Origin of the sequence: uncultured Massilia sp., from assembly GCF_913773735.1 — a bacterium.
Taxonomy (GTDB): Bacteria; Pseudomonadota; Gammaproteobacteria; order Burkholderiales; family Burkholderiaceae_D; genus Telluria.
The window spans coordinates 64415-78351 of sequence record NZ_CAJYEB010000039.1 but is presented as its reverse complement, the minus strand read 5'-3'; the positions used below and the strand labels follow the sequence as shown (position 1 = coordinate 78351).

The 13937-nt window shown below is 71.7% G+C and carries 6 protein-coding genes; 5 read left to right on the top strand and 1 reads right to left on the bottom strand.

Annotated features, from left to right (window positions below):
* Positions 1–66: 66 nt before the first annotated feature.
* The 5 genes from QZ749_RS20335 (at position 67) to QZ749_RS20315 (ending at position 5379) form a co-directional block, all read left to right on the top strand.
* Positions 67–381: an SDR family NAD(P)-dependent oxidoreductase gene (locus QZ749_RS20335; protein WP_296950530.1), complete on the top strand. Its 315-nt coding sequence runs from the start codon at positions 67–69 to the stop codon at positions 379–381.
* Positions 378–797, top strand: coding sequence for an SDR family oxidoreductase (locus QZ749_RS20330; protein ID WP_296950528.1), 420 nt, complete (start codon positions 378–380; stop codon positions 795–797). The genes QZ749_RS20335 and QZ749_RS20330 overlap by 4 nt, the downstream gene beginning before the upstream one ends.
* 55 nt (positions 798–852) lie before the next feature.
* Positions 853–1866, top strand: coding sequence for a zinc-dependent alcohol dehydrogenase family protein (locus QZ749_RS20325; RefSeq protein WP_296950525.1), 1014 nt, complete (start codon positions 853–855; stop codon positions 1864–1866).
* Between the two features lie 323 nt (positions 1867–2189).
* On the top strand, positions 2190–2957 hold the full coding sequence (locus tag QZ749_RS20320; RefSeq protein WP_296950523.1) for a DUF6445 family protein: 768 nt from the start codon (positions 2190–2192) through the stop codon (positions 2955–2957).
* Between the two features lie 214 nt (positions 2958–3171).
* Positions 3172–5379 (top strand): OsmC domain/YcaO domain-containing protein, encoded by a 2208-nt coding sequence (locus tag QZ749_RS20315; RefSeq protein ID WP_296950520.1) that lies wholly within the window; start codon positions 3172–3174, stop codon positions 5377–5379.
* Between the two features lie 67 nt (positions 5380–5446).
* On the opposite strand, the gene QZ749_RS20310 is transcribed toward QZ749_RS20315, so the two are convergent.
* Positions 5447–13840 carry an Ig-like domain-containing protein gene (locus tag QZ749_RS20310; protein ID WP_296950515.1) on the bottom strand — a complete coding sequence of 2798 codons (8394 nt, stop codon included), beginning with the start codon at positions 13838–13840 and terminating at the stop codon, positions 5447–5449.
* Positions 13841–13937 lie beyond the last annotated feature (97 nt).

Below are 13937 nucleotides of genomic sequence, written 5' to 3'. Positions count from 1 at the left end.
GGGCGGACGCGCGTCCGGAACCCCGCCTGCGCGGCGGTTGTCCAATGGCGATCGAGGGAGGGCATCATGGCGAGGACGGCACTGGTTACCGGAGGCACGCGCGGGCTCGGCGCGGCGATCGCGCTGGCGCTGCGCGATCGCCATTGCCGGGTCGTCGCGACCTGGCACGACGATGCGCAGGCGGCGCGCCGCATGGAGGACGAGACGGGCGTCACGACGCTGCGCGCCGATGTGACGGACTTCGCGGCCTGCGCCGCGGCGGTCGCCGACGTCGAGCGCAGGCTGGGTCCGGTCGACATCCTCGTGAACAATGCCGGCATCACGGCCGACGCCGCTTTCCACCGCATGGAGGCGGCGCAGTGGCGCAGTGGCGCAGGGTGATCGACACGAACCTGGACTCGATGTTCAACATGACGCGCCACGTCATCGAAGGGATGCGCCAGCGCCGCTTCGGCCGCATCGTGAACGTCAGCTCCATCAATGGGCGCAAGGGCCAGGCAGGGCAATGCAACTATGCGGCGGCAAAGGCCGGCATCCTCGGCTTCACCAAGTCGCTGGCGCTGGAGAATGCGGCGCACGGCATCACGGTCAATGCCGTCGCGCCCGGCTACTGCGATACGGCGATGGTCGCGGCCGTGAAGCCCGAACTGCTGCGGACGATCGTCGCGGGCATCCCCGTCGGGCGGCTGGGTACGCCGGCGGAGATCGCGCGCATGGTCGCCTTCCTGGCCGACGACGATGCCGGCTTCATCACCGGCGCCACGTTCGACGTGAACGGCGGGCAATACCTCGCCTGATGCCCGGGGAACATCACCGGCGCCCGCCACAATGCACGCCACAACGCAGGCCACGATGCGCGCCATGCTCCTGGACACGCCCGGCCAGCCGCTGCGCGAGGCGGTGCTGCCGCTGCCGGTCCCCGACGGGTACGACATTCTGCTGCGCGTGGCGGCATGCGGGGTATGCCGCACCGACCTGCACATCGTCGACGGCGAGCTTGCGCCGCACCGCCTGCCGCTCGTGCCGGGCCACGAGATCGTGGGCCGGGTGGTGGCGGCCGGGCCGCGGGCGTCGCGCTTTCGTGCCGGCGCGCGCGTCGGCGTCGCCTGGCTGGCCGGCAGTTGCGGCGCCTGTGCTTTCTGCCGGCAGGGGCGCGAGAACCTGTGCGAGCGGGCGCGCTTCACCGGATACGACCGCCACGGCGGCTTCGCGGCGTACACGGTGGCCGACGAACGCTACTGCTTCGCGCTGCCCGAAGGCGGGGACGACGCGCAGGTGGCGCCCCTGTTGTGCGCGGGCCTCATCGGCTATCGCGCCTACGGCCTGACGCACGGCGCGCACCGGATCGGCCTGTACGGCTTTGGCGCGGCCGCGCACCTGCTGACGCAGCTCGCCGTGGCGCAGGGACGCGAGGTGTTCGCGTTCACGCGGCCGGACGATACGCGTTCCCGACGATTCGCGCGGGCGCTGGGCGCGGCGTGGGCGGGGCCGTCCGATGCGGCGCCGCCGGCGCCGCTCGACGCCGCCATCCTGTTCGCGCCGGCGGGCGAACTGGTGCCGCGGGCGCTCGCCGCCGCCTCCAGGGGGGCGACCGTCGTGTGCGCCGGCATCCACATGAGCGACATCCCGGCCTTCCCCTACGCGCTGCTGTGGGGCGAGCGCTGCCTGCGTTCGGTGGCCAACCTGACCCGTCGCGACGGTGAGGAATTCTTCGCCGCGCTGGCCGTCAATCCGGTCCGCGCCCGCGTGACCACGTACCCGCTCGAGGCGGCCAACGCGGCGCTGGCCGACCTGCGCGCCGGGCGCATCGACGGCGCCGCCGTGCTGGTGCCGGACGTGGCGGACGTGCCGCACGTGCCGGACTGACGCCATTCCGGGCATGGCGCGGCGTCCGCGCCATGCCCGGGATCGCGGGTAGCGGGCAGGCACCGTGTCGTTGCCCGCCCCTTTCTGCCGCGGCAGCGTCCGCGCCGCACAGGATCTCGCAGACGATGACCGTCACCCGATAGCCGATGCCGGGGCAGCTCTCCTCGGCATTGTCCTTGCGCGGCGCGGACGCATCCCGCATCGAACCCGCGCACTCCGGCACGACGGCCGTCGCCGAAGCGGCGTCGCATTTACATGACACGGCACTGTTGCTACGATGGTCGCCCGCATCGTCCCGTTCCTTTACCCGTCCCGCACCCACCATGCCGCAACCGCTGCCGTCCCCGCCGCCCGCCGCGTCTCCCGAGCCACTGCCGCTGCTGAACCCGAACCCGCGCGTCGACGTGGTGCCGATCGTCGACGGGCACCGGTGCGTCGTCATCGACGACTTCATGCTGGAGCCGCAGGCGCTGGTCGATTACGCCGCGCGCCACCATGCGCATTTCCGCGACGATCCGCGCAACTACTATCCCGGCCCGGAACTGCCGCTGGCCGGCACGTTCGCGGCGCGCCTGCAGGACTGCTTCCTGCAGCACGTGCGCGGACCGCTCGGGGCGCGCCGGCTGCTGGGCATGTCGAGCCGCCTGTCGCTCGTCACGCGCGGCCCGGACCAGGTGCTGCCGGCCCAGCGCCTGCCGCACCGCGATGCCGACGGCCTGCCGGCGGGCGAGGGCGTGGCCGCCATGGTGCTGTACCTGTTCCAGGACGAGCGCTACGGCGGCACCAGCTTTTTCCGCCCCAGGGTGCCGCTCCCCGACATCACGGCCATGCTGCGGGAACTGAAGCGCCAGGAACTGGCCGGCGCGGCGCCGGCGCCGGCGCTGGATTTTCCGAGCACCTTCGCGATCGGCTCGAGCCGCTGGTTCGACAAGGTGCTGACGGTCGCGCCACGCTACAACCGGGCGATCTTCTACGACGGCGCGCTGTTCCACTCGGGCGACCTGCACACGCCGGGGCTGATGGTGGACGATCCGCTCGCGGGACGCCTGACGGTCAACGCTTTCTTCCGGGTGCGCATGGCGGCCGCCTGAGCGCGCGGCCGGAGGGCGGGGCGCATGGAGGCAATCCGGCGCGCGGATGGCTCGGACGGCCGTCGATGCAGTAAAATCCTCCTCTTTTGCACATCCTTCGGTTTCGTTCGACCCACCCGCGGCATGCCTGCCTGCGCCCCGCGAAACCGATCAGCGCCACGCATCCGCCGTACCGGCCCGCGGCGGCCCCCGCAACCGATTCAGGACGCATTCCATGGAAATCAAGGTCAATTTTCTCGACAAGCTTCGCCTCGAGGCGAAGTTCGACGACTTCACGGTGATCGCCGACCAGCCGATCCGCTACAAGGGCGACGGCTCGGCGCCCGGCCCGTTCGATTACTTCCTCGCCTCGTCGGCCCTGTGCGCGGCGTATTTCGTCAAGCTGTACTGCACCAGCCGCAACATCCCGACCGAGAACATCCGTCTCTCGCAGAACAATATCGTGGATCCGGAAGACCGCTACCGCCAGGTCTTCAAGATCCAGGTCGAGCTGCCGCCCGACATCTCCGACAAGGACCGCCAGGGCATCCTGCGCTCGATCGAGCGCTGCACCGTCAAGAAGGTGGTGCAGGCCGGTCCCGAATTCGTGATCGAGGAAGTGGCCAACCTCGACGCCGACGCGCAGGCGCTGCTGGCGCTGCAGCCGGACGCCACGGCGGCCACCCGCATCGCCGGCAAGGACCTGCCGCTGGAACAGACCATCGCCAACATGGCGGGGCTGCTGGCCGGGCTGGGCATCAAGATCGAGATCGCGTCGTGGCGCAACATCGTGCCGAACGTGTGGTCGCTGCACATCCGCGACGCCCACTCGCCGATGTGCTTCACCAACGGCAAGGGCGCCACCAAGGAAAGCGCGCTGGCCTCGGCGCTGGGCGAATACATCGAGCGCATCAGCTGCAACCACTTCTACGCGGGCAGCTACTGGGGCGAGGAGTTCGCCAATGCCGATTTCGTGCACTATCCGGACGAGCGCTGGTTCCAGCCCGGCCCGGGCGATGCGCTGCCGGACGGCATCCTGGACGATGGCTGCCTGCCGGTCTACGATCCCGACGGCGAATTGCGCGGCTCGCACCTGGTGGACACCAATTCCGGCAACGCCGCGCGCGGCATCTGCGCGCTGCCCTTCGTGCGCCACTCGGACGGCGCGACCGTGTACTTCCCGACCAACCTGGTCGAGAACCTGTACGCCAGCAACGGCATGAGCGCCGGTAACACGCTGGCCGAGGCGCAGGTGCAGTGCCTGTCCGAGATCTTCGAGCGCGCCGTCAAGCGCGAGATCATCGAAGGCGAGCTGGCGCTGCCCGACGTGCCGGCCGACGTGCTGGCGAAATACCCCGGCATCGTCGCCGGCATCCAGGCGCTGGAAGAGCAGGGCTTCCCGGTGCTGGTGAAGGATGCGTCGCTGGGCGGCCGCTATCCGCTGATGTGCGTGACCCTGATGAATCCGAAGACGGGCGGCGTGTTCGCCTCGTTCGGCGCCCATCCGAACTTCCAGGTGGCGCTCGAGCGCAGCCTGACCGAACTGCTGCAGGGCCGCAGCTTCGAGGGCCTGAACGACCTGCCGCAGCCGACCTTCGCCAGCGAGGCGGTGACCGAGCCGAACAACTTCGTCGAGCACTTCATCGATTCCAGCGGCGTGGTGTCGTGGCGCTTCTTCAGCGCCCGCGCGGACCACGACTTCGTCGAGTGGGATTTCTCGGGCGGCGGCGCGCGCTCGAACGCCGAGGAAGCGGCGGCCCTGTTCGGCATCCTCGAGGAGATGGGCAAGGAAGCCTACATGGCCGTGTACGACGAGTTGGGGGCCGTGGCCTGCCGCATCCTGGTGCCCGGCTATTCGGAAGTCTATCCGGTGGAAGACCTGGTCTGGGACAACACCAACAAGGCGCTGCTGTTCCGCGCCGACATCCTGAACCTGCACCGCCTCGACGACGACGCCCTGGCCGACCTGCTGGTACGCCTGGACAACAACGAGCTGGACGAGTACGCCGACGTCGCCACCCTGATCGGCATCGAGTTCGACGAGAACACCGAATGGGGCCAGCTGACCGTGCTCGAACTGAAGCTGCTGGTGCACCTGGCCCTGGGACAGCTGGAGGAGGCGCACGAGCTGGTCGGCGCCTTCCTGCAGTACAACGACAACACGGTCGAGCGCCGGCTGTTCTACCAGGCGTTGAACGTGGTGCTGGAAGTGGTGCTCGACGACGCGCTGGAACTGGAAGACTACGAGGTCAATTTCCGCCGCATGTACGGCGACGCCCGCATGGACGCGGCGCTGGGTTCGGTGGACGGCAGCGTGCGTTTCTTCGGCCTGGCGCCGACCAGCATGGCGCTGGAAGGCCTGGACCGCCACCACCGCCTGATGGACAGCTACCGCAAGCTGCACCGGGCGCGCGCCGCCGCGGCGGCGCGCAAGGCCGGCTGAGCGGCGCGGGCGCCGCCGGCGGCGCCCGCCCGCCGGGCGCCCCGGCCGCGCGCCGGGGCGACGGTCGTCAGGCCGTCTCGATCGACGTCGTCACGACGCCCACCAATCCCACCTTTTCCTCGGACGCCGCGAACTCGACCAGCACGTCGCCGCGATCGACGACGCCCTGGTCGAGCTGGCCGGCCCACCAGGCGACTTCCGCGGCGGACCCGCTGCGGTGCAGCGCGACGTCGTACAGGCGGGCGACGAACTGGGCGTTCGACAGCGCGCCGAACGCGGCCTGCGCTTCCGCGCTGTCCATGAACGCGTCCGCCAGCCGCGCGATCGACATGCCGCTTTCCCAGGCGCCGATCCAGAAGTTGATGCCGTCCGTGTCCGCCAAGCGGCCGAACGCGGTGCCGTACAGGCGCACCAGGTCGGCGATCTCGCTGTGGTTGAAATCGCTGTCCGCCGCCTGGCCGGCGTAGCGCAGCGCTTCGACGTTGCTCACCACGTCGGTGCCGTCGGCGCCGCCGCCCAGGTGCGTCATGACGACGGCGCCGTCCTTGATGCGCATGCTGTAGTCGGCGCGGCCGGCGCCGGCCAGCACCACGGTGTCGTGGCCGGTGCCGCCGTCGATCGTGTCGTTGCCGGCGCCGCCGAACACCACGTCGTCGCCTTCGTCGCCGAAGATCCAGTCGTTGCCGCCGGCGCTGCCGACGGTATCGTTGCCGGCGCCGCCATGCAGCACGTCGTCGCCCTCTCCCAGGAAGATGGTCTGGGAAGCGCCGTCGCCCCACACCGTCTGCGCGCCGGCGCCGCCGTTGACGGTCACCGCGCCGACGATGGCGGCGAAGTCGACGTGCTGCAGCGCGATCGTCGAGCCGGCCGGCAGGCCGCGGCCGTCGATGACCAGCGCGGTCAGCGGCGCGCCCGCGCCCGCCGGGGTGCCGCTGATGACCAGCGGATCGGTCGGCGCCGGCGTGCCCGCGGCGACGCCTGGCACGATCGTCTTGACGAACAGCGCCGCGTCGGCCGGCAGGCCGGCCAGGAAGCCCGAGCCGCCGTCCGTCATGCTGGCCTGGTCGTGCGAGCCGTCCGCGGTATGCGCGGTGATCGCGCGGACCAGGTCGACCAGCGACGTGCCCACCGTCCCGGCGCCGTCGCTGCCGGTCGCCTGCAGGCCGAGGCCGACCGGCACCTGGGCGGTGAGCACCGTTTGCCCGCCGCTGGCGGCCAGCGGGATGTCGGCCGCCGCGTGGTCGCCCACCTGGTCGACGCGGCCCGGCTGGACGACGGGGACGGTGATGACCTGGCTGATGCTGCCGTCGGCGTTGACGATGCTGCCGGTGGTGACCTGTACCCCGTCCACCGTCGACTGCACCGGCGCCGGCAGCGTGGGACCGGGGTCGCGCTGTACGCCGACCTTGAGCGTCTGGGTATCGCTGCCGTAGGCGTCGGTGGCCGTCAGGTCGACCACGTAGACGTTGTCGCGCGGCGTGCCGCCCTCGTCGAGCGGGCGGTCGTGGCTCGGCGCCGCGCGGAAGCGCAGCGCGCCCGTCGCCGCGTCGATCTCGAACAGCGCCGCGTCGGCGCCGCCCAGCGACCACGTCACCGGCGAGGTCGCCGTGGCCTTGGCGCTGGTCACGCCGCGCGTGCCCTCGACGATGGAGACCGCCGCCTCCGGCGTCCCGCCGTTGCTGGTGATCAGCGGCGCGACCTGCGCTGCGCCGCCCGGGTCGACGATGCTGCCGTTGGCGACGCGGTCGCTGTCGAAGATGCCGCCGTCGGTCAGGTCGAACGTGATCTTCGTCTTGTTGTCGACGGTGGTGACGCTCTTGGCGATGTTGACCCACGCGCCGCTGTTGTTCTGCTTGTAATAAGCGTTCACGCCGAGCGTCTTGTCGACGTACAGCGACACCGTGACCGTGCCGCCGGTCGCCACGCCGTCGATGGTGAAGTCCAGCACGCCCGTCGGCAGCTTGACGTTGCGCGGCAGGCCCGTCGGCGCCGGCTTGGCCGACACGGCCTTCAGCGTCAAGCCTTCCGCCACCGCCAGCGTGGCGTAGGGGTTGCCCGCCACCACCGTCGCCAGCGAGGCGACGTTGAGCTGCTCGCCGTCCGCGCGGCCGTCGCCGTTGCCGTCGCCGTGGCCCGTGCCCAGGCTGGGTACGCCGTCCTCGGCGGCGTCCGGGCCGCCGTCGTTGTCCTTGTCGGTATCGTCGACGTCGGGCACGCCGTCGCCGTCGAGGTCGCGCAGCACCGTCACCGTCAGGGCCTGGGTATCGCTGCCGCCCTTGCCGTCGGTCGCGCCGACCTGCACTTCGTAGCGCCCGTCGTGGTCGCTGTCGGCCGGCGTCGCATGGCCCTGGACGCCGCGCAGCGTCAGCACGCCGGTGGCGGCGTCGATCTCGAACAGCGCCGCGTCGGCGCCCCCGGTGATGCCGTAGGTGATCGCGTCGTGGTCGGCGTCCGTCGCGACGACCGTGGTGACCCGCTTCGTCCCCTCGGCGATGCCGATCGCGGCGCTGGCGCCGCCATCGTTCGAGACGATCTGCGGCGCCGCATTGAAGCTCGCCGTGTGCGCGGCGCCGGCCGTGTAGCCGCCGCCGATCCCATTGCCGGCGTGGTCCGCGATGCCGGTGCCGTCGCCTTTCAGGTCCAGGCGCAGCGTGCCGTTGCCGGCGATGCCGTCCACCTTCACGGTGTAGCTCGCGCCCGACCCCGTGACCGACGCGATGCGGCCGGTGGTCGCGCCGGTGCCGGCGAGGACGAAGTCGCCGGCATCCACGCCCGTCACCGCCTCGCTCAGCGTGACGGTGAATTCGACCTCGGTGGCGTTCGCGGCCGGCGTACCGGACGGCGCGATGGCCGTCACGCGCGGCGCCGCATTGTCGACGGCGGCGCCGGCGGCGCTGACGCGCGCGACCGCGTTGCCGGCATCGTCGGTGGCCGTCAGCACGACGTGCATGCCGCCGGCGTCGAGCGTGCCCGCCGGGATCTGCCAGCTGGCGCTCCAGCCGTCGGCGCCGCGCGTCGCCGCCACGGCCGCGCCGCCGCCGAAGGCCGAGAAGTCGACCTTCACGTCCACGATGTCGGTGTTCGACTCGCCGCTCCAGCCGACCGTCACGACGTCGCCCGCGCGGAACGTGCCGCCGGTGCCGGTGGCGCCGCCGAGGACGATGGCGCCGGCGCCGACCAGCGGCGCGACGTTGTCGATTGTCGCACCGGTGCCGTCGCTGCGCGTGACGGCGTTGCCGGCCGTGTCGGTGACGGTGATGGCCACGTTGCGGCCGGTGGCGTCGAGCTGGCCCGCGGCGACGGTGAAGCTGGCCTGCCATACGCCGCCGCCCACCTGCCGCGCGGCCACGGCGCTGCCGCCGCCCAGGGCGCTGAAGTCGGCCGTGACGCCGGCGACGTCCGGATTGGCGTCGCCGCCGGGGCCGTTGTTCCACGATACCGTGACCACGTCGCCGATGCGCAAGGTGTCGTTCGGCCCGGTGCCGCCGGCGATGTCCAGGCGCGCATCGGTGACGGTGGGCGCCAGCGTGTCGCCAGCGATGCTGGCGACGGCGCCGCCGGCCGGATTGGCGTTGCCGGCCGCGTCGGTAAAGCTGCCCGCAGCCACGCCGACCGTGGCCGCCAGGGCGGCCTGGCCGGCGGCCGGCGTGAAGGTGGCGGTGTAGACCTTCGGGTCCGCGGTCGCCGCCAGGTCGGCGATGCTGCCGCCGCCGACGACGATGTCGTCGGCGTCGAAGCCCTGCGGCGCCTCGCTGAAGGTGAAGGTGACGGTGGCCGTCTCGCCAGCCTTCAGCACGCTCTTGTCGCTGGTGATGACCAGCGTCGGCGCCAGCGTGTCGGCGCCGATGGCCACATGGCCCGCGGCGCCGGCATTGCCGGCCGCGTCGGTGTAGCCGCCGGCGCGCACCGCGACGCTGGCGGCGATGTCGCCGGCGCCCGCCGTCGGCGTGAAGGTGGCGGTATAGATCTTCGGATCGGTGGCGCTGGCCGCGACCGGGCCGAGCGTGCCGCCGGCGACCTGCACGTCGGCGTCGTCGAAGCCGACCGGCGCCTCGCTGAACGTGAAGGTGATGGTGGCCGTCTCGCCGGCCGTCAGGCGGGTGGCGCTGGTGTCGACGGTGACGGTCGGGCCGCGGGTGTCGCCCGAGATGGCGAGCACGTTGCTGGCCAGGCCGGCGTTGGCGGCGGCGTCGGTGTAGGCGCCGGCGGCGATGCCGACCGTGGCCGACAGGTTGTCGCTGGCGGCCGGGGTGAAGGTGGCGGTATAGACCTTGCCGTCGGTGCCGGCGTGGAAGTTCGTCAGGGTGCCGCCGCTGACGGCGATGTCGTCCGCGTCCAGGCCGGCCGGCGCCTCGGTGAACGTGAAGGTGAGGGCGACCGTGTCGCCGGCCTTGACGGCGGTCTTGTCGGCCGAGATGGTCACGCCCGGCGCCCGGGTGTCGCCGCCGATGGCGACGGTGTTGCCGGCGGCGCCGTCGTTGCCGGCCGCGTCGGCGTAGGCGCCGGCATGCACGGCCACCGTGGCGTCCACGACGTCCAGGCCGGCCGTCGGCGTGAAGGTGGCGGTATAGACCTTCGGGTCCGCGCTCGCGGCCAGGCCGCTCACGCTGCCGCCGGTGACGCTGACGTCGCCGTCGGCGAAGCCCTGCGGCGCCTCGCTGAAGGTGAAGGTCAGCGTGGCGGTCTCGCCGGCCTTGACCGTCGCGCGGTCGCTGGCGACGCTCACGGTCGGCGCCAGCGTGTCGCCGCCGAAGTCCACCTTGGCGCCGGCGCCGCCGGCGTTGCCGGCCGCGTCGGTCCAGCTGCCGGCGCCGACCTCGACCCAGGCGGCCAGGCTGTCGCGGGCGTCGGGGGTGAACGCGATGGTGAATACCTTCGGGTCGGCGGTGGCGGTGAGCGTGCCCAGCGTGCCGCCGGCGTGGGCGATGTCGCCCGCGTCGAAGCCGGCGGGCGCCTCGCTGAAGGTCAGCGTCAGCACGGCGCTCTGGCCCGCGTGCAGGCGCGTCGTGTCGGCCGTGATGGCCAGCGTCGGCGTCCTGGTGTCGCCGCCGAAGGTCACGGCGGTGGCCGGGGCGCCCGGATTGCCGGCGGCGTCGGTGTAGTGCACGGCCGCGAGGCCGACCGAGGCGTTCAGGACGTCGGCGGCGGCCGGGGTGAAGGTGGCGGTGAAGACCTTCGGGTCGGCCGTGGCGGCGACGGGGCCGAGGGTGCCGCCGGACACGGCGAGGTCGGCGTCGTCGAAATGCAGCGGTGCTTCGCTGAAGGTGAAGGTGACGGTGGCCGTCTCGCCGGCCTTCAGCACGCTCTTGTCGCTGGTGATGGCCAGCGTCGGCGCCAGCGTGTCGGCGCCGATGGCCACGTGGCCCGCGGCGCCGGCATTGCCGGTCGCGTCGGTGTAGCCGCCGGCGCGCACCGCGACGCTGGCGGCGATGTCGCCGGCGCCCGCCGTCGGCGTAAAGGTGGCGGTATAGACCTTCGGATCGGTGGCGCTGGCCGCGACCGGGCCGAGCGTGCCGCCGGCGACCTGCACGTCGGCGTCGTCGAAGCCGACCGGCGCCTCGCTGAACGTGAAGGTGATCGTGGCCGTCTCGCCGGCCTTCAGGCGGGTGGCGCTGCTGTCGACGGTGACGGTCGGGCCGCGGGTGTCGCCGGTGACGAGCCGGAAGTTGCTGGCCAGGCCGGCGTTGCCGGCGGCGTCGGTGTAGGCGCCGGCGGCGATGCTGATCATGGCCGACAGGTTGTCGCTGGCGGCCGGGGTGAAGGTCGCGGTGTAGACCTTGCCGTCCGTGCCGGCCTGGAGGTTCGTCAGCGTGCCGCCGGTGACGCTGACGGCGTCGGCCGCGAATCCGGCCGGCGCTTCGCTGAACGTGAAGGTGACGGCGACCGTGTCGCCGGCCATGACGGCGGTCTTGTCGAGCGCGATGTCCACGGTGGGCGCGCGGGTGTCGCCGCCGATGGCAAGGACGTTGCTGCCCGTGCCGCGGTTGCCCACCGCGTCGACGTAGGCATTGGCGCCCACGCTGATCGTCGCGTTCACGTTGTCGAGGTTGCCCGACGGCGTGAACGTGGCGGTAAATACCTTGTTGTCGGCGGTGGCCTGGAAGTTGGAGAGCACGCCGCCGGAATAGCTGACGTAGCCCTGGTTGAAACCGACCGGCGGCTCGTCGAACGTGAACGTCACGGCGACCTTCTCGCCCGCCTTCACCGTGGTCTTGTCGGCGCTGAGCGTCAGCGTCGGCGCCTTGGTGTCGACCGTCATCGCCGCGTTGCCGGTGCTGGCGGCGTTGGCGGTGCCCAGGGCGCTGGTGAACTTGCCGGCCGCGATCGACACCGAGGCGCTGGTGCTCTGGATGCCGGGCGTCGGCACGAATACCGCGTCGTACATCCTCGGGTCGCCGATGTTCTGGAAGCGCACCAGTTCCCCACCCACCACCGTGATGTCGGCGAAGTCGAAGTCGGTCGGCGCTTCGCTGAAGGTGAAGATGATGTGGGCCTCGTCGCCGGCCCGCAGCGAGGTGCGGTTGCTGGTGATGGACACCGTGGGCGCGACCACCACCGACACGACGCTCGTGCCGATGGCCGACGCGCCGCCGTCGCCGTCGGACGCCTGCATGGTGATGGTGCGCTCGCCCGCCACGCCGCCGGTGGCGTCGAAGGTGATGTGGCGCAGCAGGCGCGCGATGTTCGCCGGCGTGGCGCCGGCCATCAGGTAGATGCCGAGATCCTGGCCCGCGCCGGTGGCGCCGTAGCCGATCGTGCCGACGTCCACGCCGCCGACCGAGACCGTGCTGTTGAAGGACATGCCCGCGCTCAGGCGGACGTCGGCGTCGGTCCGGATCGCCAGTACGTCGCCGGCGTCGCGGCCGCTGGTGATGGCCACGCCGACGTAGCCGTTCTCGAAGTCGGGGCTGTCGACGTCGGTCAGCGCGACGTCCTGCGTCTTGTCGACCAGGACCGCGTCGTCGCTGGCGAACACGGTCTGGTTGTCGGCGCCGTCCAGGCCGGTGAGTACCGGGATGTCGTTGATGGGATAGACGCTGGTCTGCCACTCCACGCCGGCCACCGACACCGGCGACGTGGCGTCGTCGTCGGTCGTGGTATCGAAGGTGTAGCGGTGTTCGGTCGTGCCGTCCCAGCTGCTGAATTGCATGGCCGTGTCGCTGCCGTCCACCGCGTGCACGGTCAGGGAGCCGGGCTTGCCGCTGAATTCGGCCACCGGCACGAAGCGCAGGTAGGTGATGCCGCCGCCCTCGGCCAGCAGCAGGGCCGACGATGCCGACACGGTGCCGACGTCGTGCCAGAACTCGCCCTTGCCGTCGGTCGAATACTGCCAGCGGCCCTGCGTGACCGGATCGGCGTCGTTGCCCGAGATGGCGATGCCGGTGCCGCTGGCATCGTATTCCTTGTCCTGGTAGGCGGAATTCCTCATCAGGCTGGCGATGTCGCTGCCCCGGTTGGCGACCGGATGGTTGGCGGGGTCGGAGACGTCCTCGTGGTCCGGGCTGGACGTGTCTTCCATTACGCCCTGGACGTAGTTGCCGTAGCCGAAATGCGGGGCGTCGTTGACGGGGGCCAGGTTGACGTACACGTCGGCGCTGCCGAAGGATTGGGCACCCAGGTTGTCCACCGCCACCACCTCGACCAGCCCCTGGCCCGAGCCGGGCAGCATGTATTCGTCGGCCGGCGGGGTGTAGTACAGGTTGTGGGTGGCGTCGATGATCAGGTCGTCGGCGTTCGCCGTCTCCAGGCTGGTGCCGACCTTGTACGTGAAGCCGCCGCTGTAGCCGCCGATGATGCGGAATGCCGTGACGGTGCCGTCGGGATCCGACACGGTGGCCGCGGCCATCAGGTCGGCGAACGTGATCACGCCCGGCGTGTCTTCCTTGCCTCCCATGATGACCGAAATATAACCGAGCGTCGGGCGCGCATTGGCCAGCAGGTGCTCGTACTGCACCGTGAAGGCGTCGGTGAAGCATGTCGCCGCCGCGATCGCGCCGGTGTGCGCTTCCAGCTGCCAGTCGCCGCCCTGGCCGGCGGCGCCGGTCGGGTCGGTCGACGCGGCGACGTCGGCGTGCGTCAGCGCCGCCAGGCCGGCCAGCAGTGCCTGGCCGTCGCCGCCGGCGGCGGCGTCGCAGCCGTACAGCAGGATGTCGCCGCCGGCGGCCAGCGCCGCGCCGATCGTGTCGAGCGCGCCGGCATGCTCGGCCAGCGTGGCGGCCGACAGCGTCGTCGCGCCCAGGTCCAGCGCGCCGGCGGCGCCGTGCGAGACGATGTGGATGGCGTCGATTCCGGTGCGGCCGCGCAGCGCGTCGGCCATCTGCGCGAGGCCGTCGCCGGCGCTGTCCAGCAGCACGACCTCGACGCCGGGGCGCAGGCCCGCGAGCACGGACTGCAGGTCCGGCAGGTTGTTTTCGACAAAGACGATTTCCTTGGCGGCGCCGAGGCCGGTTTCGATGGGCATGGTAATCAGGGAAGGGCGGATGGACGGGCGCTGACGCGGTGTGGACGGGCGCAGGGGCCGTGAAGCAGCCGCTGCAATTACATGATGTTAATATGCA

What these genes read in the sequence shown, in the direction of transcription:
- QZ749_RS20335 (WP_296950530.1), top strand. Translation starts at nt 67, where the DNA reads ATGGCGAGGACGGCACTGGTTACCGGAGGCACGCGCGGGCTCGGCGCG.
- QZ749_RS20325 (WP_296950525.1), top strand. Translation starts at nt 853, where the DNA reads ATGCGCGCCATGCTCCTGGACACGCCCGGCCAGCCGCTGCGCGAGGCG.
- QZ749_RS20320 (WP_296950523.1), top strand. Translation starts at nt 2,190, where the DNA reads ATGCCGCAACCGCTGCCGTCCCCGCCGCCCGCCGCGTCTCCCGAGCCA.
- QZ749_RS20315 (WP_296950520.1), top strand. Translation starts at nt 3,172, where the DNA reads ATGGAAATCAAGGTCAATTTTCTCGACAAGCTTCGCCTCGAGGCGAAG.
- QZ749_RS20310 (WP_296950515.1), bottom strand. Translation starts at nt 13,840, where the DNA reads ATGCCCATCGAAACCGGCCTCGGCGCCGCCAAGGAAATCGTCTTTGTC.